Source organism: Vibrio sp. Isolate34, assembly GCF_022397915.1.
In the GTDB taxonomy this organism is placed as follows: domain Bacteria; phylum Pseudomonadota; class Gammaproteobacteria; order Enterobacterales; family Vibrionaceae; genus Vibrio.
In genome coordinates, this window is sequence record NZ_JAKEUO010000016.1 from 36,753 (window position 1) to 58,795 (window position 22,043).

Below are 22,043 nucleotides of genomic sequence, written 5' to 3' on the forward strand. Positions count from 1 at the left end.
CTCTTTATCTGTTAATTGAACTTACTCTATGACTGAGTAGGTTAGTAATAGTTCGTTGTTTATGTTTACTTTGAGTTGAGCTTGCTGAGCGCAGCGGTCAAAGCAAATTGATAACCTTGGGCACCTAAGCCACAAATCACACCTTCTGCTTTATCAGATAGGTAAGAGTGGTGACGGAATGGTTCACGTGCGTGAACATTCGATAGATGGACCTCAATAAATGGGATCGCAACGCCAAGTAGTGCATCACGCAGTGCCACACTGGTATGTGTAAAGGCTGCTGGGTTGATAATGATAAAATCAACATTTTGATAAGCACTATGGATCGCTTCAATCAGTTCATACTCGCGATTTGACTGTAAGTGAGATAGCTCAACATCGTGTGCTTTCGCTTGCTCGGTCAATGAGCTAATAATCTGGTCAAGTGTTTGAGAACCGTAGTGTGCCGGCTCTCTTAGGCCTAACAGGTTAAGGTTTGGGCCATTTAAAACTAGAATGCGAAACTTTGTAGACATCGTGGGGCTATCTTCCTTTATCGTGTTTACGAACGTGAATGTTGCCATTTTATTGAAAATTTGCGGTTAATTTCTAGTGAGAAAAACCCAAATTTAAAAATTAGAACCAGATTATAGCTAATTCAGCGCAAATCGCAGCAATTTACTGGTCTAATCTCCTATTGATACAGCATGGAATTGTTACCAACTTAACAAAAAAGTGCCTTAGCCTTAATTTGGGGCGGGATATTTGAGATCAAGATCAGCCATAAAAAAACCGCCACATAGGTGACGGTTTAGGTAAGGTCTGTTTTAAACAGTAATCCAGGGTGTGACTGGTTGCTTATGCCAGTTCTGCTTTCTCGGCAATCAGCTTATCAACCACACTTGGGTCTGCCAAAGTAGAGGTATCACCTAGGTTACCTGTATCACCGGTAGCAATCTTACGCAGGATACGACGCATGATTTTACCTGAACGAGTTTTCGGTAATGAGTCGGTCCAGTGCAGTACATCTGGCGTTGCGATTGGGCCAATCTCTTTACGTACCCAGTCTTTCACTTCTTTATGAAGTTCAGCTGTTGGGAACTCGCCATCATTCAGCGTGATGTAAGCGTAAATTGCTTGGCCTTTAATATCGTGAGGAATACCCACAATCGCTGCCTCTGCAATCTTATCGAACGCTACTAGAGCCGATTCAATCTCTGCAGTACCCATACGGTGACCAGACACGTTAAGTACGTCATCAACGCGACCAGTAATCCAGTAGTAGCCGTCTTCATCACGACGCGCGCCATCACTGGTGAAGTACATGCCTTTAAACGTAGAGAAGTAAGTCTGTTCAAAGCGGTCATGATCGCCATGAACAGTACGCATTTGGCCCGGCCAAGAATCTAGGATTACTAGGTTGCCGTCAGTTGCGCCCTCAATGATGTTACCCATGTTATCAACCAGTGCCGGTTGTACACCGAAGAATGGACGCGTTGCTGAACCTGGTTTTAGGTCGGTTGCGCCCGGTAGTGGTGCGATTAAGATGCCGCCCGTTTCAGTTTGCCACCATGTATCAACAATTGGAGACTGCTCATTACCAATCGTTTTGTAGTACCACTCCCACGCTTCTGGGTTGATAGGTTCACCTACTGAGCCCATGATTCTTAGGCTGTCACGAGAAGTACCTTCAACCGCTTCATTGCCTTTCGCCATCAATGCACGAATAGCCGTTGGCGCAGTATAAAGAATATTAACTTGGTGCTTATCGACCACTTCACTCATGCGGCTGGTGTTCGGGTAGTTCGGCACGCCTTCAAACAGAATGGTTTTTGCACCATTAGCTAGCGGCCCGTATACAAGGTATGTGTGACCCGTGATCCAACCCACATCGGCTGTACACCAGAAGGTTTCGCCTTCTTGGTAATCGAATACATATTTAAAGGTCATCGCTGCATAAACAAGGTAACCACCTGTGGTGTGCATAACACCTTTAGGTTTGCCCGTTGAGCCTGACGTGTAAAGGATGAACAGTGGATCTTCTGCGTTCATCTCTTCTGGTGGGCAATCTGCCGATACGTTTGCAATAGCATCGTGCCACCAAACATCACGGTGTTCATGCCAAGCAACATCACCGCCAGTACGTTTGAATACCACAACCTTCTCGATGTTCTTCACTTCAGGGTTAGTTAGCGCTTCATCAACGTTTTTCTTAAGTGGAACAGCACGGCCGCCACGCACGCCTTCATCGGCAGTGATAACGACTTTAGAATTTGAATCGATAATACGACCAGACAGAGCTTCTGGTGAGAAACCACCAAATACTACCGTGTGAACTGCACCAATACGGGTACATGCCAGCATTGCTACTGCCGCTTCTGGCACCATTGGCATGTATAAACAAACCACATCACCTTTACGTACGCCTTGCTCTTTCAGAGCATTTGAAAACAGGCACACTTCTTTGTGTAGTTCATTAAAAGTTAGGGTTTTATCATCGGCAGGATCATCGCCTTCCCAGATGATAGCGACTTCATCACCGCGTTCAGCAAGGTGACGGTCGATACAGTTAGCCGATACGTTAAGCGTGCCATCTTCAAACCAGCGGATGTCGATATGACCAGGGTCGAAAGAGGTATTCTTTACCTGTGTGAAAGGCTTAATCCAATCAACGATTTTTCCATGTTCACCCCAAAAGCCTTCAGGGTCAGAAACAGATTGCTGGTACATGGCTAGGTAAGTGTCATTATCCGCGTGTGTGGTTGATTTAATATTTTCTTTTACCGGATAAACGTGGGCTTCACTCATTGCATCTCTCCTTGTGCCTACATTCCTAATGAACTGGCAACTTCCTTTGTGTTCAGTTTTTAGGTCTATTACAGAACCGTCTTTGTGTTATCACTCTCGGCTAGGACGGCGATTTCCACAATTAGACTTTAGGATGAGACGCCGCTTTTCACTTACAAAATAGCGAGTTAAGTTCATTTTTGAGATGTTGCTCTCTATGTAGAAAGCCAGTGGTTGAATTAAGAATAAGAAGAGTTGAAGCGGGGCAGGTCACCGTGTTTCAGGCGAACAAAGATCAGCGCAGCGGAGATAGCGTCTTGTAATGCATCATGTTTATTGACCGGAATCGGCAAATCAAGCTGGCGACAGATGGCATCCATACTGAGATCGAAGTAGGCATTGGGCAACTGTCTTTCGAGTTTGTCTTGATAGAGTTGGCTCACTTCGACTAATCGGTTAGGCAGCGGAAATCCGAGCTGTTTTAAACAGGCACGGTCGAGAATTTTCTTGTCATAGCGGATGTGATAGCCGACTAAAGGACGATTACCAATGAAGCTTAGTAGCTCAATTAGAGCCTGTTTTTCTTCGATTCCATGCTTGAGATCTTGATGGCGAATGCGGTGGATTTTTATCGAATTGCAATCGAGCGATTGAGGCGCCCGCAGCCGCACTTCAAAAGGTTGGCTGGTGATGATTCGGTTACCGATGATCTTCGTTGCGGCAATGGTCACCAGTTCGGCTTGATTGGGATCGAGGCTGGTGGTTTCACAATCGAGTGAAACATATTCTTGATGAACAGGCGCAGTAAACAGAGGCTGATACGGAGAGCCTTTGAGCTTGTGATGCCAGTAGTAGCGAACCAGTCTATTCATCGTTCAATCGCCTAGTCCCTTATTTGATAGTGGTAGCCGAGCCATTGCTTGAATTTCTTAACCACGTGCAGGCTATGACGAAGCAGATCTCGGTCAGCTCGTTCCATTAGTTTGACGTCTATTTTATTGCTGCTGTGTTGTTGCGATAGGCGTTGCGATAAGCGCCACTTAAAGAACTGCTTGAGCGCTTCATTGAGGTTATCCGCGGTGCTTTGCTCTAGTACCTTCTTACTCACGAGATGCTCAATGCGTTCGAAGGTGTTATTGACCGTCACACCATGTTCAAGGCTCAGCGCTCTGACACCGTGCACGAGAGGGAAAATACCGCCTTGTTTGATGTCGAGTCCTGACTTGGATTGTTTCACATTACCAAACAGGGTCAGGGGAACCGAGAAGTTCAGAGCAGGGCGGCAGAACTCGGTCAGAATCAACTCTTGTCCGAGCATCAAATCACTCAAGTGCTGTTTGACCGGTTTGAGTAGTTCTCTGTTTCCCGCCACGGCGTGTGCGTCCGCCATGATGGCGATATCCATCACGGTCTCTGGCGTTGCTTTTCTTACCCAACTGGTGAGGGTTTGTTTCCACTCTTGCTCTGAATGCACCCATTTCGGATTGTTGACCATCACGTTGCCCGGGCATAACGGATACCCCAATTGCTGCAGTGTGTGGGTGAGGTCGTTCATGGCACTTTGACATTGATGCCACTCCAAACCATCTTGAATAATCAGAGCGTTGTCTTGATCGGTTTTGAGAATTTGCTCCCCGCGCCCCTCAGAACCCAATACGATCAGGCAGCAATGATTGTGCAGCGCTGGCGGGATAACCAACTCAAACGCCTTCTCTATAATCTGTTCATTTACTGCTGAAATTAGCTCCATGATAAAGCGTGTACGAATGCCATTACTGAGTAAGCTTTCGACCAATTGACGCTGCTTGTTGGAAGCCATGGCCAACTCTTCAATGCTGGTGGCTCGCGCAATTCGCAGAGTTAGCACGTGCGAGTGAGTGGAGAACGCACTGAGTATTTGCGTCATATCGACCATGCCCACTGCGTTTTGACCATCACAAACCATCAGCCTTTTTACACGATTTCGGGTCATAGTGATCATGGCATTAAACAAAAAATCGCCTTGATTAACATGTAAAACAGGGAAGGTTGCTATCTCGCCAACCGCAGTATCGAGCGGGAGATTATCGAGCATCACCGCGTGCAATAAATTGGTTCGTGTGACGATTCCATACGGAAAGGTACATGATGATCCAAAAGCTTTTGGATCATCATGATCTAAATGAACCAGAGCCGAGTCCAACCCTTGCTCTTTAAGGGTTTGAGTCACTTGGTTAATCGGTTGTTCGGGTTCGAGTATCAGTGGTGGGTGATAAATAGATTCGTCGACTTTGGTCAGTATGAACTCAGCAAGATTCTGTTGCTGCTGAGCCGCTTCAATCAATGCTTTTCGGGTTGAGAGGTTACTATCAAAATAAGCCGCGAACTGACCATTGGCGTGGTAAAGCTCAAGGAAGATATCGGTTGGTAATAGATAACTTAAGGTATCTTCCAGCGCGATATATTGGTGCTTGGTGTGAGGCTCAAACTGACTACGCACATCGAAAATATCGTCATTGGCATAGTGCGCGTAGATCTCACCATCGCTGCTGGCACGCTCTTCGACGGCCCCTTTAATCAGAATATGCAGATGGCGACTTGGGCGGTCGGCCTCCAAGATCACCTCGTGCGCTCGGTAATAAACCACATCTAATGAGGAACGCAGCGTTAACTGTTCCGCGTCGGACAGGCTGTCGAAGGGCGGGTGCTGCATATTAAATTTATCAGGCATAAGCATCGAAACAATTGGGAGTCTTTACTTAGTCTGGCAAATTACCAGCGAAGCTCCAGACGACTTTAGTCTAAATGCGAGAATGGGTATCGATGAGAGTGAGATATTTCATTGAAATGCGATATTCAAACTAATTGAATATGGGAATACTATCCCAGTAATAATTCCCTTTTTCATCGTATGCGAGATAGGCATAATTAGTGCTGCCTTTTTCCGCACATTTTTATAGGTTATTTATGTTTAGCCCTTCCCCTTATGGCTGGATCTCTCAGTATTTTCTTGGTTTCTTTTTTGCCTATGGCGTTTATCTGCCATTTTGGGCGCTGTGGTTTGAAGACCAAGGCGTTTCTGCGGGGGACATTGGTGTATTGATTGGTGTGGGTTTGGCTACGCGTTGTGTTGCCAACTTTGTGATAACACCACGTATCTATAAAGTTGAGCATTTAATGCCAGCACTGCGTTGCCTCAGTTTTGTCGCGCTATTATTTGTTGGTTTCCATTTCTTTACTGGTGGTAGCTTTTTATTGATGCTACTAGCAACGGTAATGTTCAACCTCTGCTATGGACCGATTATTCCGCTCTCGGATGCAATGGCGAACCATTACAGCCGTCTTAAGATGCTCGACTACGGACGTACACGCTTGTGGGGTTCAGTGGCATTTATTGCGGGTTCTACCGTGGTTGGTTATCTGGTGGCTGAATTTGGCACGGATATGATCTTATATACTGCGCTGGCAGGGGTGTTGGTTTCTCTGTTGCTCGCGATGAGAAACCCAAACGTGATGCCGGTGACAGAGTCTGAGCAAGTCGCTGAAAGACCTAAACTTGGCCAACTATTACGTGAATCTTCGGTAGTGAAGTTTCTTGCATTGATGGCACTGCTTCAAGGAAGCCACGCCGCGTATTACAGTTTTAGTGCGATTTACTGGAAAGAGGCGGGGCACTCTGAGGCTATCATCGGTTATCTGTGGAGCTTGGCTGTGGTTGCTGAGGTGGCAGTATTTGCTCTGAGCAAGCGACTGTTTGCTGGATTATCATTACGCACTCTGTTTGTGATTGCTGGCATCGGGGTTATGGCTCGTTGGGGGATCACCGCATCAACGACCGCGATTCCAGTATTGATAGTGGCTCAGCTGTTGCACGGGGTGACATTTGCGATGGCACATATCGCTGCGATTCAATACATTCAGTCTCAAGAGTCGAACAAAATGGTGGCACTGCAGGCGCTTTACAATGCGATACCACTTGGTGCTTTTATCGCGATAATGACGACCCTAAGTGGTTGGGGCTACGAATTGTGGGGCGCGAATATCTTCTGGGCGATGGCTGCGATGGGTGGACTGGCACTGTTTATCAAGCTGGATGAAAGAAGCTCTGTGGTTGAGATTAATCAAACAGTCGCGGAAAACTCGGATTCAAAGCAATCTGAAGCACATAGTTAATGGCTACGCTTGATATTTAAAGCCCAAAGCACAGAATTTAAGCGATGCGATTGAGTTAATTCCACATCCTTAGTTAAATGAAACCTCTCCCTATGGAGAGGTTTTTTATGGATGAAGAAAGGGTTTTCAATGCAAGGATGGGTAGTAATTCCAGTCTCTTTAGCCTACTTGGGCGTGTTATTTCTGATCGCTTGGTATGGAGACAGGCAGGTTCGTTGGCTATCGCGTTGGCGCCCGTGGATCTATAGCCTTTCTATTGCGGTGTATTGTACCTCTTGGACCTTCTATGGAACGGTGGGTCAGGCGAGCAATAATCCTTGGTCTTTTTTACCCATCTATCTCGCACCGATTTTGGTCTTCACTCTCGGCTGGCGGATCTTAGCGCGGCTGATCTTGATAGCGAAGCGTGAACACATTACCTCTATTGCCGACTTTATCGCGGCTCGCTACGGAAAATCCCAAGGCTTGGCGGTGGCTGTCACCGTGATTGCTGTGGTCGGTATTCTTCCTTATATCGCGTTGCAATTGCGTGGTATCACCATGGGGTTGGATATTGTTGCTCCGAGTCTGGCTCAAGACTTTGGTTATCAGGATTATCACGTCTCTTGGTTTGTGGTTGGCGCACTGGCCATCTTTACGATGTTGTTTGGTACCAGGCACATCGACAACACGGAACATCACCGTGGCATGATGATGGCGGTGGCATTTGAGTCCATCGTTAAGCTGGCGGCATTCCTGATTGTTGGTCTGTTTATTATGTATCTGGCTATGAGCAGCGACAAGATCGACCTGTTAGATGTGGCTGCGAGCACTTATGAATCGCCGAATATTCCGACCTTAATTATTCATACCGTTTTAACCATGTTGGCGATTGTCTGTCTGCCACGCCAATTCCATACCATGGTGGTTGAAAACGAACGCCCTCAAGATCTGCACACAGCACGTTGGTTATTTCCGCTTTATCTGATTTTAATGGGGTTGTTCGTATTACCAATTGCGTGGGCAGGTCAGGGATTATTGACCGACATGCCAGCCGATACTTACGTTATCAGTGTGCCAATGGCAGAGGGTGCTAATCATATCGCTTTGCTCGCTTTCCTTGGCGGTACTTCTGCTGCGAGTGGCATGGTGATTGTCTCGACCATCGCGTTAGCAATCATGGTTTCGAACGATTTAGTGATGCCTTTGCTTCTGCGTCGTATGCGCTTAACTCAAAGAACACATCGTCATTTTTCGGGGCTGTTGCTCGTTATTCGTCGCGGGTTGATCTTGTTGCTGCTTCTTGGCGCTTGGTTGTTCTATCAGGCGCTCGACACCATTCATTCCTTGTCTGCAATTGGCTTTCTTTCGTTTGCGGCGATTGCTCAATTCGCTCCGGCGCTGATTGGCGGTTTGTACTGGCGTCCGGGTAACAGAAAGGGTGTGTATGTCGGCTTAATGGTCGGTTCGGTGATCTGGCTGATTACTCTAATGAGTCAAACCAGCATGTTGGCAGGCGATAGCGAAAGTAACCTTTTGCTGTGGATTATCACGCCGCCAGAGTTGCTCAGTAGCTGGAATATCAGCAGTTCGAATTGGGGCATTGTGCTGAGTATTGTGCTTAATACCTTGTGCTATGTCGTGGTTTCGATGTCGACAAGACCAAGCCTAAGTGAGCGCTTACAATCGGCAGCATTTGTTGGTACGCCGCTGCCTGAGAATGAAAATATCAGCCTTTATCAGAACCGTGTGACGGTCGCTGAATTAGAGATGTTGGCGTCGCGCTTTGTTGGTCGAAAGCGAGCGAAAAGCGCCTTACACAGCTATTGGCAACAACACGGACAGCCGCTGCTTCCTAATCAACAAGCGCCCGCAAGTTTGATTCGACATGCAGAGCGCGTACTCGCGGGTGTGTTTGGTGCCTCTTCCGCTAAGTTAGTACTTACTTCTGCTTTACAAGGCAGAAACATGCAGCTTGAAGAGGTCGCGACCATCGTTGATGAAGCCTCTGAACTGTATGATTTCAGCCGTGGCTTACTGCAAGGTGCGATTGAACACATAGGCCAAGGTATTGCAGTAATAGACAAACAGATGAGGCTGGTGGCGTGGAATCAACGTTACTTAGAGTTGTTTGAATTCCCCGCGGGTTTGATTCAGGTTGGGCGACCCATTTCAGATGTGATTCGCCATAATGCAGAGCAAGGTTTGTGTGGTCCGGGTGACCCAGAAGATCACGTTCGCCGCCGCGTTTATCACCTTGAACAAGGCACGCGACACACCTCTTCTCGTATTCGTCCTGATGGTCGAGTGATTGAGGTACAAGGTAACCCGATGCCAAGTGGCGGTTTCGTAATGAGCTTCACTGATATCACGGTATTCAGACAAGCAGAGCAAGCACTAAAAGATGCCAATGAAACCTTGGAATCGAGAGTTCACGAACGAACTCAAGAGCTCGAAAAGCTGAACCATCGCTTGGTCAAGGCGACACAAATCTCTGACCAAGAATCGCAATCTAAGAGTCGTTTTTTAGCCGCGGTGAGTCACGACTTGATGCAGCCACTCAATGCCGCGCGTTTGTTTGCTTCATCACTTTCTGAAGTAGCAAAGGAGCAAGAGGTGAAGCAGCTTTCGTCTCATATCGAGAGTGCACTTGGAGCAGCAGAAGACCTGATTGGTGACTTGTTGGATATCTCTCGACTGGAGTCTGGCAAGCTAGAAACCAACATTCACGCGATTGCTGTGCACGATGTGCTAACCAACTTAAATGCGGAATTTAGTGCTTTAGCGAGACAACAAAAAATTGAGTTCAAGATGATTCAATCATCATTGTTTATTCACTCTGACCCTAAGTTGTTGAGGCGTGTGATTCAGAACTTTTTGACTAACGCCTTTCGTTACAACCCAGAAGGGAAAGTGGTACTCGGGGCGAGACGAGTCAATGGTCAGGTACGAATTGATGTGTGGGATAACGGAACTGGTATTGATGAAGACAAGCAGCAAGAGATCTTCGAAGAGTTTACTCGTGGTAGCCAAGTGCGTGCAGACCAAGGCTTGGGGCTAGGGCTCGCCATATCTAAAGGTATTGCTCATGTGCTTGGTCATCAAATATCGATGCGTTCATGGCCGGGGCAAGGCAGTGTTTTCTCTATCACCTTAGCGAGAGCGGAGCAGGTCGCTCCGGTTGTGCAAGCTTCAGCGCCAATGGCGACCAGTGATATCGAGCACTTGAAGATACTGTGTGTCGATAATGAGCGCGAGATTTTGGTCGGAATGGAGAACCTGATTGGACGTTGGGGTTGTGAGGTTAAGACCGCGGTTGATCTGGTCGAAAGCTTGAAGTGTCTCGACGATGATTGGCAGCCGGATGTGATCTTCTCTGATTATCGTCTCGACAATGGTCGAACTGGTCTAGAAGTGTTGCAACAGTGTCGCTTGCGCCTTGGAGATTCCTTTGAGGGTGTCATTATTAGTGCTGATAGAACCGATGACATGTTGGCAGCGATAAAGGCCAATAGCTTTAGCTTCATTGCCAAGCCAGTGAAACCGTTAAAGCTCAGAGCAGTACTGAACCGTGTGAGTTAATGAAACTAACGGCAAGTGTGAAAAAGGCCTCGTATGAGGCCTTTTTTGTCTCTGCTATTTTAGCAAGCTTCAGCAAATGTTTGTCAGCTTGCTAACTAACCTGCAATACCACCCTGCGTCAGTGTGGTTGGATCTAGCAGCTTGCTGAGTTCTTCTCGGCTGAGATCGGTTTCTCTTTCTGCAACATCAAGAATAGGCAAGCCCTCTTTGTAGGCCTTCTTGGCAATATCAGCAGCTTTCAAGTAACCAATAACAGGGTTGAGTGCAGTCACTAGAATAGGGTTTTTAGATAAAGCCAAATCAAGGTTGTCTTGGCGCACCGTGAAGGTTGCAACGGCTTTATCTGCTAAGGCGACAGAGCTGTTAGCTAAAAGCTCTATACTTTCTAATACGTTATGAGCAATCACTGGCAGCATCACATTCAGTTGGAAGTTGCCTGATTGGCCTGCCACAGTAATGGTGGTGTCGTTACCAATCACTTGTGCTGCTGCCATTGCGGCGGCTTCTGGAATCACAGGATTTACTTTGCCGGGCATGATAGATGAGCCTGGCTGTAGCGCCTGCAATTCTATTTCACCCAAGCCTGCTAATGGGCCTGAGTTCATCCAGCGAAGATCGTTTGAGATCTTCATGATCGCAACTGCTGCAGTTTTGAGCTGACCCGAGAATGCAACGATCGCGTCTTGGCTGCTGAGGTTGAAAAAGAAGTTTTCACTTGAGTTAAAACTGATCTTTGTCGATTGAGACAGGTTACTTGCAAACTTATCGGCAAAGCGTGGGTCGGCATTGATGCCTGTGCCCACCGCCGTTCCACCTTGAGCAAGTGCTTTGATAGCAGGTAGGGTGCTTTCAATGGCTTGCTTAGCGTGTTCAATCTGGAATTTCCAACCACCAAGCTCTTGAGCAAAGGTAATTGGCATCGCATCCATTAGGTGAGTACGGCCTGTTTTTACTACCTCGGTTAGTTCTTGCTGTTTAACGGTAAGTGCTTCTGAAAGGTGAGTTAATGCAGGCAGCAGTTTGTTTTCAGCCATCAGAGCGACACTGACTTGAATTGCGGTTGGTACCACATCGTTGCTGCTTTGGCCCATATTGACGTGATCATTCGGATTCACGTCCCCTTGCAAACTTCTTGAAGCGAGTGTTGCAATCACTTCGTTGGCATTCATGTTGGAACTAGTACCAGAACCAGTTTGGTAAACATCGATCGGGAATTGTTCGAGGTATTTACCATCGATGATCTCTTGGCTCGCTTCGGCGATCGCGTTGGCAATATCACCTTCCAATAAGCCCAACTGAGCGTTGGTGTCTGCGGCGGCCTGCTTAATGAATGCCAATGCTTGAATGAAGCTGGCTGGCATCTTGTGTGAACTAAAGGCAAAGTTATCTGCAGCACGTTGAGTTTGTGCTTGGTATAGCGCATCGGCAGGGACTTTTACTTCCCCCATGCTGTCTTTCTCAATTCGATATTGTAGGGTCATCTTCTATCCTTGTTAGCCAAGTGGGGCTTGGACTTGTTGTAGTGTTTGGCTGAGATTCAAAAAACGCGCTTGGCCTTGAGGTTGCTGGCAGTAGTGGCGTTTCAAATAAAATAGTGGTGAGTGAATAGAGTCTAGGCAGATATGTCGAAAGGCGAAACTGCGCTCTGGAGACTCAATCGCTTCAATCAAATGGAAGAAAACTTGGCGCAGGTACAGCTCACACAACAAGATATTTTCTTGGGCGGCGTGCTTTTCATAGTAAGCGGAAAGCGTCAGTGCGCACTCGATGTAGTCTCGAATCACAAATGGCTCATGGCCTTGAACTTGCTCTAATGAAGCAAAGCGATCTTGTGCTTTGTAAAACCTCGAATAGAGACCCTGCTGTTCTTTCATCATCATTTGCATCTCTTTATTTGATGTTAATGATAATTATTATCAAATGAAATTTTAAAAACAACCCTTTGTTTGTCTTTTTATAAAATGAAACGGGAAAAGAAAAAGCCGATACATAACGTATCGGCTTTCTGAGATTCAGTACTTAATCCCTACAATGTAAGTACTGATTCATTTTTTGCTAAACATCTGTGTTTAGTGGTCGTGCTTAGTGGTCGTGAGCTTCACCTGCACCTTTCGGGTAACGGATGTTCTCAACCATGTCTTGTACATCTTGTGGTACTTCAGCTGTTACTTTGTTTACAGCAATCGATACTACGAAGTTTAGACACATACCTAGCGTACCGATGCCTTCTGGGCTGATACCAAACCACCAGTTTTCAGGTGTGCTTGCTGCTGGGTTAATGAACTTGAAGTAGATGATGTAGCTTGCTGTGAAGGCAATACCTGACAACATACCTGCAATTGCGCCTTCCTTGTTCATCTTCTTGTAGAAGATACCTAGGATAATCGCTGGGAAGAAGGATGCTGCCGCTAAGCCGAAGGCAAACGCTACTACCTGTGCTACGAAGCCTGGTGGGTTAATACCTAAGTAACCTGCACCGACAATCGCGACCATGGCAGCCAAACGAGCGGCTAAGAGCTCTTGCTTGTCGGTCATGTTTGGTCTGAAGCCTTTCTTCAACAAGTCATGTGAAATCGACGTTGAGATAACCAGTAATAGACCCGCGGCAGTTGATAGTGCGGCTGCTAGGCCACCTGCTGCTAGTAGTGCTACAACCCAGTTTGGTAGTTTCGCTAGCTCTGGAGAAGCCAGTACGATGATGTCACGGTTGATCTTCATCTCGTTGCGTTCATCGCCCGAGTAGAACATTTTTCCATCGCCGTTCTTATCTTCCCAACCTACTAGGCCAGTGCTTTCCCAGTTTTTGTACCAGCTTGGTGCGTCTGCTGCTGCGACACCTTGCATGTCAGGGCCGTTGATTGTTTCGATCATGTTTACACGAGCGAATGCTGCAACGCCTGGTGCTGTTGTGTATAGCAATGAGATGAACAGTAGAGCCCAACCCGCTGAGATACGAGCATCACGTACTTTTGGTACCGTGAAGAAACGAATGATTACGTGTGGAAGACCCGCAGTACCGACCATTAGAGCCGCACAGATGAAGAATACATCTACCATGCTCTTGTTACCTTCGGTATAGGCGGTAAATCCGAGTTCTTCGGTGAGTCCATCCAGTTTATCAAGTAGGTATACATCCGTGCCTGATAGCGTAGAGCCCATACCAACTTGTGGAAGTGGGTTACCTGTCATCATGATTGATGTAAAGATTGCTGGAACAAGGAAGGCGAAAATGAGGACACAGAATTGAGCTACCTGCGTATAAGTGATGCCTTTCATGCCACCAAGTACTGCGTAGAAGAACACAATACCCATACCAATGATGATACCTAGGTTAATGTCGACTTCTAGGAAACGAGAGAATACAACACCTACACCACGCATCTGACCTGCAACGTATGTGAATGATACGAAGATTGCACAGAATACCGCTACCATACGTGCTGTTTTCGAGTAGTAACGTTCGCCGATAAAATCAGGAACCGTAAACTGACCGAACTTACGTAGGTAAGGTGCTAAACATAGCGCAAGTAGTACATAACCACCTGTCCAGCCCATTAGGTAAACCGCACCGTCGTAACCAACGAATGAGATGATACCTGCCATTGAGATGAATGACGCTGCCGACATCCAGTCAGCGGCTGTCGCCATACCGTTTGCGACTGGGTGTACACCACCGCCCGCAACGTAGAATTCACTCGTAGACCCTGCGCGAGCCCAGATTGCGATGCCGATATACAGTGCGAAAGTGATACCGACGAGAATAAACGTCCAAGTTTGAATATCCATGTTCTAGCCTCTAGTCTTCCTGTACGTTGTATTTTTTGTCGAGCGCATTCATGCGAACAACGTAAATAAATATCAGCGCCACGAAGGTGTATATCGAACCTTGCTGAGCGAACCAAAATCCTAGCTTGAACCCGCCAAACTGAACGGTATTGAGGGCATCCACAAATAAGATGCCAGCGCCGTAAGACACTGCAAACCAGACCGCGAGCAGTGTTCCCATAATTCCCAAGTTTTCCTTCCAGTAGGCTTGAGCATGTTCCGTAGATTCGAACGCCATTGCCTTCTCCTTTATTCCGTTTTCGTAGAAACCGTTTTTGTAAAATAGCGTGTTAACGTAATGTTACGATTTAGAATGTAGCAAGGATGAGTCAAGGGATCTGTGCAACTTTAGTCGGGATACTATTGGCGCTAATGTACTGAAATATGGGAGTTAGGAGACAGAACCATAGAAAAATGTGATGTTACAGGGTTGTTAAGTTAGCCAAAGGTCTAACAAAGAGGGATGAATTAGAGTGCGAGTCATAAAATTTAACAACTAAATGACTGAGAAACGGTATTTAGTCCTGCGTATGACACGAAGGGAAACATAAGTTTGTTATAGTAACTAAAGCACTTTCATCGGCCGTGCCATGCTTAGCGGCAGAAGATCAACATGCTTATATCTTGAGTTTTATTCTTTGGGGGAACGAATTGGACGCAATAACTATCAACCACTTATTTTTAACTGGTGCGGTGCTCATCGCCATCAGTGTGCTTTTCTCACAAGTGTCCTCGCGATTGGGCGTTCCGATTCTTTTGATCTTTTTGTTCGTTGGTATGTTGGCGGGTGAAGATGGTCCGGGTGGTATTAATTTTGATGATTACTCACTGACTTATTTGGTGAGTAACCTCGCGCTTGCCGTGATCTTGCTGGATGGCGGTATGCGCACCAAGGTCGCAAGCTTCAAGGTCGCGTTCTGGCCGTCGCTCTCATTAGCGACAATAGGCGTAGCCTGTACTGCGACTCTAACCGGTTTAATGGCCGCGTGGCTGTTTGACCTGTCACTGATGCAGGGTATTTTGGTTGGTGCGATTGTTGGTTCAACCGATGCGGCAGCAGTATTCTCTTTGTTGAAAGGGCAGAGCCTTAACGAGCGTGTTGGCTCAACCTTAGAGATCGAATCGGGTACCAATGACCCAATGGCAGTCTTCCTGACGGTGACTTTAATCGCACTACTTGGCACCCCAGATGCTGAGATGGGAATGAACTTCCTACTGAAAAGCTTCGCGATGCAGTTTGGTGTCGGTACGCTTATCGGGCTTGGTGGTGGTTGGGTTCTATGGAGTCTAATCAACCGAGTTCAACTGGCTGATGGCCTGTATTCGATTCTGGTGCTCAGTGGCGGTGTGGCTCTGTTTGCCTTCTCTAACATGCTTGGCGGTAGTGGCATCCTATCGATTTACCTAGTGGGCTTGTTCATTGGTAATCGTCCGACGCGCTCTCGACACTCGATTCTTAATGTCCTTGATGGCATGACCTGGCTAAGCCAAATCGTTATGTTCTTGGTGTTGGGTCTATTGGTGACACCATCGACCTTGATGGACATTGCTCTTCCTGCGTTAGCACTGGCTTTCGGTATGATCTTGTTTGCTCGTCCACTGTCGGTTTGGTTGGGTTTGCTGCCGTTCAGAAGCTTTACTACCAAGGAACGCTGGTTTGTTTCTTGGGTCGGTTTACGTGGCGCAGTGCCGATCATTCTGGCTGTGTTCCCGATGATGGCTGGCCTGCCTAACGCTCAGCTTTACTTCAATATCGCCTTCTTCGTGGTTATGGTGTCGCTGATTGTTCAAGGCGGCAGCTTAATGAAAGTCGCGAGATTGGCTCAAGTGACACTACCTCCAACACCGACACCGATTTCGCGTACAGGCATTGAAATCTACCCTGCCAGTGAGTGGGAAATGTTTGTCTACAAGCTGAAAGAAGAGAAGTGGTGTGTGGGCGAACCACTGAAGCGCTTGTCTATGCCGGAAGGAACGCGAATTACTGCACTGTTTAGAAAGGATGCCTTGCTTCACCCATCGGGCAGTACCGTGCTAGAGGCGAACGATATTCTCTGTGTGCTTGGCCAAGATAAAGATCTAGATAGCCTAAGTGAGCTATTCAGTGAGGCCCCTTTGGCCGAAGACGCAGCTCGATTCTTTGGTGACTTCTTCCTTGAGGTTGGGCTATCGATTGCCGCGGTGAGTGATTGCTATGGCATTGAACTTGGCTCGGAAGAAGAGCGCGACATGACGCTAAAACAGTTGGCTGAACGCGAGCTTGGCGCACACCCAGTATTGGGAGACAGCTTCGAATGGCATGACATCAATTGGGTAGTCGCAGAGATAGATGATCATAAAGTCGTCAAGCTGGGTTTATGTTTGCCTAAGACGACTTTAGAAGAGGATATGAGTGAAGCCTAGTTATGGACTTCTTGTAGCAAGATAACTGCTTGAGTTCGGTTTTTCACATCCAGTTTGCGGAAGATGGCTGTCATATGTGCCTTGATGGTCGCTTCCGAAACATTCAATTCATAGGCGATTTGCTTGTTCAGCAGGCCGTCAGAAAGCATCCCTAATACCTTGTACTGCTGAGGCGTCAGTGTGGAAATCTTTTCCGCAAGGTCGCTACAGGCAGCATTGTTGGTAATCAGCCCTTCTGGGAAGAACGGGTCGCCATTCAGCACTTGATTGAGTGCGCTCACCAATTCACGCATATCACTCGACTTAGGAATGAAGCCAAACGCACCATGGCTCTTCACTTGAGTCACTACGCTGGCATCTTCACTGGCAGAAATCACCACAATCGGCAGATCTGGGTATTCAGCACGAAGTTGAATGAGACCAGACATACCATTTGCTCCCGGCATTTTCAGGTCGAGAAGTAGCAGATCGGGCTCGTCTTCTTTCTTAAGCAGAGTCAGTAAGGCGTCGAGAGAATCAGCCTCAAGCAGGTTCGCACCGCTGATCGCCATATGAACTGACTGAAACAGGGCGTTGCGGAAGAGAGGGTGGTCATCAGCAATGATGATGGTATAGGTCGAGTCCATGACGTTCATACTTTTAACAATTTAGTTAATATTTATTATCATCCTGATTGAGTATGTGGACAATATCTATGCATTAAAAGTCTGAACCATATCGACTTTTATCCCTGTTCTTGGAAAGCGTTTCCTATAATCACAAAAAAGCCGCACTGCCATCTCGTTATGAGGAGCAGTGCGGCTTTTGTGAGTGCTTGTATTTAGACGAATGTTGTCGTTATAGCTGGTGGCCTTGCATGTGTTTTAAGAATACATCGGCAGGCATAAAACCAGTCACACGAGCATTTGGAACATGGTTACCCTCGCCATCCCAGAACTCAATCGTTGGCAAGCCGAGTACCTGCAATTGTTTAAGCAGTTCAATGTCTTGAGGCATGTTTCTTGTTACGTCAGCTTGCAGTAGTACGAAGTCAGAAAGCTTGTTCTCAACATCAGCTTGATGGAAGGTGTACTTCTCGAACTCTTTACACGCCACACACCAATCGGCGTAGAAATCGAGCATCACAGGTTTACCCAGTTTTTTCGCTTCGATGAGTTGTATTTCGAGCTCTTCAACCGTGTTGATGCGTGCAAATTGGATGTGTTGCTGTTCTACCGTTACGTTCTTCTCCGCAAACCAATAGTTCAATGCAGGCTGTGCCGAAGCGAACAAGCCAAGCATTGCGATGATGCCTACCGCGCTCTGTTTCCAACCGCCGAATGGCAGTGCATTCTTGCTGTGGTACAGCCAACCAAAGGCGATGAAGCCAAGACCTGACCAAAGTACCGTTGCCCATAGTTCAGGGATAATACGCTCTAGCAGGAAGATAGGTGCTGCTAGCAAGATAAAGCCGAATACGATTTTTACCTTGTCCATCCAGCTGCCTGCTTTCGGCAGTAGCTTATTACCAAATACCGCAACCAAAATCAGTGGGATACCCATACCCATCGCCAATGCGTACAGAGCAATTGCGCCGGTAAACAGGTCACCACTTTGAGCGACATACAACAGTGCACCGGATAGTGGTGCTGTGGTACAAGGTGAACACACCAAGCCCGAGATAGAACCCATCGCGAATACGCCCAAGGTATTGCCACCTTGCTGCTTGTTACTTTGGTTGTTGAGCCATGTTTGGATGCTGCTTGGCAGTTGCAGGTTATAAACGCCAAACATCGACATGGCTAACGCCACGAATAGAACGCTCAATGCAATTAACACGTAAGGATGTTGCATCGCCGCTTGGAACTGCATACCCGCAGAGGCAACCACTAAACCCAACAGGGTGTAGGTTAGTGCCATACCTTGCACGTAGATGAAGGACAACATCAGCGCACGACCTTGGCTGAGCTTGCCACCACCTAATACGATACCCGTTAGAATCGGGTACATCGGCAAAACGCACGGTGTAAAGGCTAAGCCAACACCCAGTGCGAGGAATAATAGTGGTGTCCACCAACTGTCACCGAGCTTATCGGCTAGGCTCGCTTCTTTTGAAACGGGTGCACTTGATTGTGGAGTTGTGTTAGTTGCAACGTCTGCTTTTGGAGATGCTTGCTGTGTTGAAACATCGGCCCCACTGTTTGCAGCCGATGACTCTTGCGACGCTGCATTGGCTTGAGAGTCGCTTGAACCTGAACCTGAACCTGAAGCCGTAAATGGTTCAATATCGATGATTCTAGTCTCGGGTGGATAGCAGAAACCTGCGTCCGCACAGCCTTGATATTTAACAATCAGCTGTGAACCATCTTGGTAACTCTGTAGCGGAACTTGCACGAATAACGGCTGGGTATAAATGCTCACCTCACCAAAGAATTCATCTTGGTGTGGTTTACCATCTTCTAATTCAACGTTACCGATCGCGAGATTTTGCCCAGTGAAAGAGAGACTATGTTGGTAGAGGTAGTAGCCTTCTTTTACCTGCCAGTCGAGAAGCACTTTGCCATCTTGCTGGTAGTAATTGAAAGGGAAAGCTTGGTCTACAGGGACAAAACCGTTGTTATTGCCTCCGAAGCTTGGCTCGGCGTTGTCATTTCCAAAAAGCGCCCACGCAGGCTGGGTGAATAGGGAAATACAAACAAAAAGTAATGTGGCAAGTCGTCGCATACTATTTAGTCATCAAAATGGAGTTGAAGGTATCTTAACTCAATCAGACCGTAATAGTTTGTGATTAGTTTCATCGACCAGCAAATATCCGCTAGGGCGGGTGAGCCACCTTCGTAGGCAGTCGAGAGAGAGTTTGCAGCGCAACTGCAATGAACAGACCTTGCCAATAAGTCATTTAGGCAACGCCCAAGCGTGCTTTGACCACTTGTTCGCAAGCATCAATGTTAGTCGTGTCTTTCGGGATAATTAACACGGTATCGTTGCCGCCAACGGTGCCGATAATCTCGGTATGTGGATCGATATCAACCAATCGTGCGACCAACTGTGCACAACCTGGGTGGGTTTTTACTATCACCATCGCTTGGTTATGAGTAATCAACTCAATTTGCGATGAGATGGATGCATCGACACGAACTGGTGCGCTTTCAACGGTGATGCAGTACACCTTTTTTCCACAGGCGTTCTGGATTTTTACCACGCCAAGTTGTGACAAAATACGAGATACGGTCGATTGGCTAATACCGGTATAACCGATCTCAACCAGTTTCTCGCGCAGTTGATTTTGGGTCGAGAAGCTTTGTTGTTGTAGTAAGCGTTTGCACGCTGCAGTCAGTGTTTTATCTTCAGCTGAATACAAGCAACCGTGCTCAGTGATTTCGTTCATGAACAACTCCTTAAGGTCAACGTGTGGATATCGCTTGTCCATAGCGCCGAACGCACTCCCAAAGCCGTAGAGTACGATTATTAATAGGGCTTACCGATGAATCCCGAAGTAAAGAAGGGAGGGTATGCGAGATGTATGATCATCTATGCATTGAGTCTATCACTAAAGGATAGTTATCTTTTTGAAGGTGATCACCAAATAATATTCTGGTTTATTGCTTTTATTTTGGGGTTTTATTCTTTGGTTAATGGATATTTATTCCGGCTTGGGAATAAATATCCATGCTATTTAAGTGGCTTTTGTTGCGAAGGTAATACAGCTAAGGGTTAGCGAATTTCATTCATGATCTCGCGAGAGAATACTTTTTCACAATAGTGACATTTTAGCTGCACTTTTTCTTGTTTTAGCTGCACTTTAAAGTGACTTTCGACAGGTTCACCGTGTGAAATGCAGTTGCTATTTGGGCAAGAGAATACACTGTGGATTTGCTCTGGCAGCACAAGGGTTAGCTTGTTAACCACTTTATACTCTTCAATCTGATTGACCGTTGCCTGCGGAGCATAAAGAGCCAATTGGTTGGCTTGTTCCTTGGTCAGGAAGATGTTCTCAATCTTGATTAGGTCTTTATGGCCTAGTGCCGATGATGGCAGGTTTAACCCCATAGTGATGCGTTGTTCTGTCTTATGCAGCTTAAACAGTTTAAGGATTTTGATACCAAGGTGAGCAGGGATGTGGTCAATCACGCTGCCGTTACGGATCGCTTCTACTTGTAGCTGAGTTTGTTTAACCATGACTGTTTCTCCTGCTTATAAAGTGTCGTTAAGAACTAGAGCTAATAGGGCTTCGCGAGCGTATACACCGTTTTCAGCTTGTTCGAAGTAGTAAGCGTGTGGCGTTTTATCAACGTCGGTGGTGATTTCATCGACGCGTGGCAGCGGATGAAGGACCTTCATATTCTGACGAGCGTCTTTCAATGTATCGGCGGTGAGGATGTAAGCCGATTTCATGTGTGCGTATTCCGACGCATCAAAGCGCTCTTTCTGTACGCGAGTCATGTACAGAACATCCAGTTCCGGCACCACTTCTTCAATGTTGCTGTGTGTGCTGTATTGGATACCCATCTCTTCTAATTCTTCACAGATGTAATCTGGCATCTCTAATACTTCTGGCGCGATAAAGAAGAAACGCACGTTATTGAATTTTGATAGTGCTTGCGTCAGTGAGTGGACAGTACGGCCATATTTTAAGTCGCCGACGAACGCCACATTGAGGTTATCAAGCGTGCCCTGCGTTTCGTAAATCGAGAACAGATCCAGCAAGGTTTGAGTCGGGTGTTGGTTAGCACCGTCGCCGCCATTCACCACCGGAACACCGTTAGAAAACTCAGACGCTAAACGCGCTGCCCCTTCTTGTGGGTGACGCATCACAAAGGCATCAACATAGGATGAAATAACCTGCACTGAATCGGCAAGTGTTTCGCCTTTCTTCGCCAGTGAGGTGTTACCGCCATTATCAAAGCCAATGACCGTGCCACCAAGGCGCTGAACGGCGGTCTCAAATGAAAGGCGAGTTCGAGTTGAAGGCTCAAAGAAGCAGCTCGCAACGACTTTATTTTTCAGCAACTCTGGGTTTGGCTCAGCCTTGAGTCTTGCTGCTGTGTCGACGATAAGCTCCAGTTCATTACGAGTGAGCTCAGGTATGGAGATGATGTGCTTGTTAAATAACGAATGCGCCATAACGGGTCTTCCTTCTATGCATACAGTCAAATTGCGGACAAAAAAAAGCCCCCTAAAAATAGGAGGCTTCGAAACGATCAATAGAGCAAAATAAAAATGACACCACCGCCACTCTTTGGCGTGTAGTTTGACAATCATGTGCGACAGAATTGCAGTTCATTTTTTGCTCTCTTAAGACAAATTGCGGAGGATTATACTCAGATAAAAACGCCATGCAATACTTTCTGTAAAGT

Annotated in this window: 16 protein-coding genes; 3 read left to right on the top strand and 13 right to left on the bottom strand. The window is 46.8% G+C overall.

What is annotated here, in order from left to right; all coding sequences use genetic code 11:
• Window positions 1-65 precede the first annotated feature (65 nt).
• From aroQ to L1D22_RS16685, 4 genes are all read right to left on the bottom strand, one after another.
• Window positions 66-515: a type II 3-dehydroquinate dehydratase gene (gene aroQ, locus L1D22_RS16670; RefSeq protein ID WP_010435475.1), complete on the bottom strand. Its 450-nt coding sequence runs from the start codon at window positions 513-515 to the stop codon at window positions 66-68.
• 322 nt (window positions 516-837) lie between these two features.
• The gene (gene acs, locus L1D22_RS16675) at window positions 838-2,787 is read right to left on the bottom strand and encodes an acetate--CoA ligase (RefSeq protein ID WP_009844693.1); all 1,950 of its coding nucleotides are present in this window, start codon (window positions 2,785-2,787) and stop codon (window positions 838-840) included.
• Between the two features lie 218 nt (window positions 2,788-3,005).
• Entirely contained in the window at window positions 3,006-3,638 is a 633-nt protein-coding gene (locus L1D22_RS16680; protein WP_239830596.1) for a 3'-5' exonuclease, read from the bottom strand.
• Window positions 3,639-3,649: 11 nt separating this feature from the next.
• Window positions 3,650-5,482 carry a DUF294 nucleotidyltransferase-like domain-containing protein gene (locus L1D22_RS16685; protein WP_239830597.1) on the bottom strand — a complete coding sequence of 611 codons (1,833 nt, stop codon included), beginning with the start codon at window positions 5,480-5,482 and terminating at the stop codon, window positions 3,650-3,652.
• Window positions 5,483-5,712: 230 nt separating this feature from the next.
• Between L1D22_RS16685 and L1D22_RS16690 the strand changes: the two genes are divergently transcribed.
• Entirely contained in the window at window positions 5,713-6,918 is a 1,206-nt protein-coding gene (locus L1D22_RS16690) for a 3-phenylpropionate MFS transporter (RefSeq protein WP_239830598.1), read from the top strand.
• 129 nt (window positions 6,919-7,047) lie between these two features.
• Window positions 7,048-10,479, top strand: coding sequence for a PAS domain-containing hybrid sensor histidine kinase/response regulator (locus L1D22_RS16695; protein ID WP_239830599.1), 3,432 nt, complete (start codon window positions 7,048-7,050; stop codon window positions 10,477-10,479).
• Between the two features lie 95 nt (window positions 10,480-10,574).
• On the opposite strand, the gene L1D22_RS16700 is transcribed toward L1D22_RS16695, so the two are convergent.
• The 4 genes from L1D22_RS16700 to L1D22_RS16715 all read right to left on the bottom strand — a co-directional run bounded on the left by L1D22_RS16700 (window position 10,575) and on the right by L1D22_RS16715 (window position 14,542).
• Entirely contained in the window at window positions 10,575-11,960 is a 1,386-nt protein-coding gene (locus L1D22_RS16700; RefSeq protein WP_239830600.1) for a class II fumarate hydratase, read from the bottom strand.
• A 12-nt stretch (window positions 11,961-11,972) separates the two neighbouring features.
• Window positions 11,973-12,359 carry a hypothetical protein gene (locus L1D22_RS16705; protein WP_017630893.1) on the bottom strand — a complete coding sequence of 129 codons (387 nt, stop codon included), beginning with the start codon at window positions 12,357-12,359 and terminating at the stop codon, window positions 11,973-11,975.
• A gap of 202 nt (window positions 12,360-12,561) precedes the next feature.
• A complete protein-coding gene (locus tag L1D22_RS16710) occupies window positions 12,562-14,265 on the bottom strand; it encodes a sodium:solute symporter family protein (protein WP_239830601.1) in 1,704 nt (567 codons plus the stop codon).
• A gap of 10 nt (window positions 14,266-14,275) precedes the next feature.
• Window positions 14,276-14,542, bottom strand: a complete 267-nt coding sequence (locus L1D22_RS16715) for a DUF4212 domain-containing protein (protein WP_010435433.1) — start codon at window positions 14,540-14,542, stop codon at window positions 14,276-14,278.
• Between the two features lie 413 nt (window positions 14,543-14,955).
• Between L1D22_RS16715 and L1D22_RS16720 the strand changes: the two genes are divergently transcribed.
• Complete coding sequence (locus tag L1D22_RS16720) at window positions 14,956-16,707, top strand: potassium/proton antiporter (RefSeq protein ID WP_239830602.1); 1,752 nt, start codon at window positions 14,956-14,958, stop codon at window positions 16,705-16,707.
• Here the strand turns inward: L1D22_RS16720 and L1D22_RS16725 are convergent.
• The 5 genes from L1D22_RS16725 to pyrB form a co-directional block, all read right to left on the bottom strand.
• Window positions 16,704-17,333, bottom strand: coding sequence for a response regulator transcription factor (locus L1D22_RS16725; protein WP_019821543.1), 630 nt, complete (start codon window positions 17,331-17,333; stop codon window positions 16,704-16,706). The genes L1D22_RS16720 and L1D22_RS16725 overlap by 4 nt on opposite strands.
• Before the next feature lie 211 nt (window positions 17,334-17,544).
• Window positions 17,545-19,410: a protein-disulfide reductase DsbD gene (locus tag L1D22_RS16730; RefSeq protein ID WP_239830603.1), complete on the bottom strand. Its 1,866-nt coding sequence runs from the start codon at window positions 19,408-19,410 to the stop codon at window positions 17,545-17,547.
• A 175-nt stretch (window positions 19,411-19,585) separates the two neighbouring features.
• Window positions 19,586-20,074, bottom strand: coding sequence for an arginine repressor (locus L1D22_RS16735; RefSeq protein ID WP_017630898.1), 489 nt, complete (start codon window positions 20,072-20,074; stop codon window positions 19,586-19,588).
• A gap of 326 nt (window positions 20,075-20,400) precedes the next feature.
• Window positions 20,401-20,865 (bottom strand): aspartate carbamoyltransferase regulatory subunit, encoded by a 465-nt coding sequence (pyrI, locus tag L1D22_RS16740; RefSeq protein ID WP_017630899.1) that lies wholly within the window; start codon window positions 20,863-20,865, stop codon window positions 20,401-20,403.
• A gap of 15 nt (window positions 20,866-20,880) precedes the next feature.
• On the bottom strand, window positions 20,881-21,810 hold the full coding sequence (gene pyrB / locus L1D22_RS16745; RefSeq protein ID WP_239830604.1) for an aspartate carbamoyltransferase: 930 nt from the start codon (window positions 21,808-21,810) through the stop codon (window positions 20,881-20,883).
• Window positions 21,811-22,043 lie beyond the last annotated feature (233 nt).

Coding starts and splice junctions, on each gene's coding strand:
- L1D22_RS16730 (WP_239830603.1), bottom strand. CDS start 19,410: ATGCGACGACTTGCCACATTACTTTTTGTTTGTATTTCCCTATTCACC.
- L1D22_RS16685 (WP_239830597.1), bottom strand. CDS start 5,482: ATGCTTATGCCTGATAAATTTAATATGCAGCACCCGCCCTTCGACAGC.
- acs (WP_009844693.1), bottom strand. CDS start 2,787: ATGAGTGAAGCCCACGTTTATCCGGTAAAAGAAAATATTAAATCAACC.
- pyrB (WP_239830604.1), bottom strand. CDS start 21,810: ATGGCGCATTCGTTATTTAACAAGCACATCATCTCCATACCTGAGCTC.
- L1D22_RS16690 (WP_239830598.1), top strand. CDS start 5,713: ATGTTTAGCCCTTCCCCTTATGGCTGGATCTCTCAGTATTTTCTTGGT.
- L1D22_RS16700 (WP_239830600.1), bottom strand. CDS start 11,960: ATGACCCTACAATATCGAATTGAGAAAGACAGCATGGGGGAAGTAAAA.
- L1D22_RS16705 (WP_017630893.1), bottom strand. CDS start 12,359: ATGATGATGAAAGAACAGCAGGGTCTCTATTCGAGGTTTTACAAAGCA.
- L1D22_RS16710 (WP_239830601.1), bottom strand. CDS start 14,265: ATGGATATTCAAACTTGGACGTTTATTCTCGTCGGTATCACTTTCGCA.
- L1D22_RS16695 (WP_239830599.1), top strand. CDS start 7,048: ATGCAAGGATGGGTAGTAATTCCAGTCTCTTTAGCCTACTTGGGCGTG.
- L1D22_RS16715 (WP_010435433.1), bottom strand. CDS start 14,542: ATGGCGTTCGAATCTACGGAACATGCTCAAGCCTACTGGAAGGAAAAC.
- aroQ (WP_010435475.1), bottom strand. CDS start 515: ATGTCTACAAAGTTTCGCATTCTAGTTTTAAATGGCCCAAACCTTAAC.
- L1D22_RS16725 (WP_019821543.1), bottom strand. CDS start 17,333: ATGGACTCGACCTATACCATCATCATTGCTGATGACCACCCTCTCTTC.
- L1D22_RS16680 (WP_239830596.1), bottom strand. CDS start 3,638: ATGAATAGACTGGTTCGCTACTACTGGCATCACAAGCTCAAAGGCTCT.
- pyrI (WP_017630899.1), bottom strand. CDS start 20,865: ATGGTTAAACAAACTCAGCTACAAGTAGAAGCGATCCGTAACGGCAGC.
- L1D22_RS16735 (WP_017630898.1), bottom strand. CDS start 20,074: ATGAACGAAATCACTGAGCACGGTTGCTTGTATTCAGCTGAAGATAAA.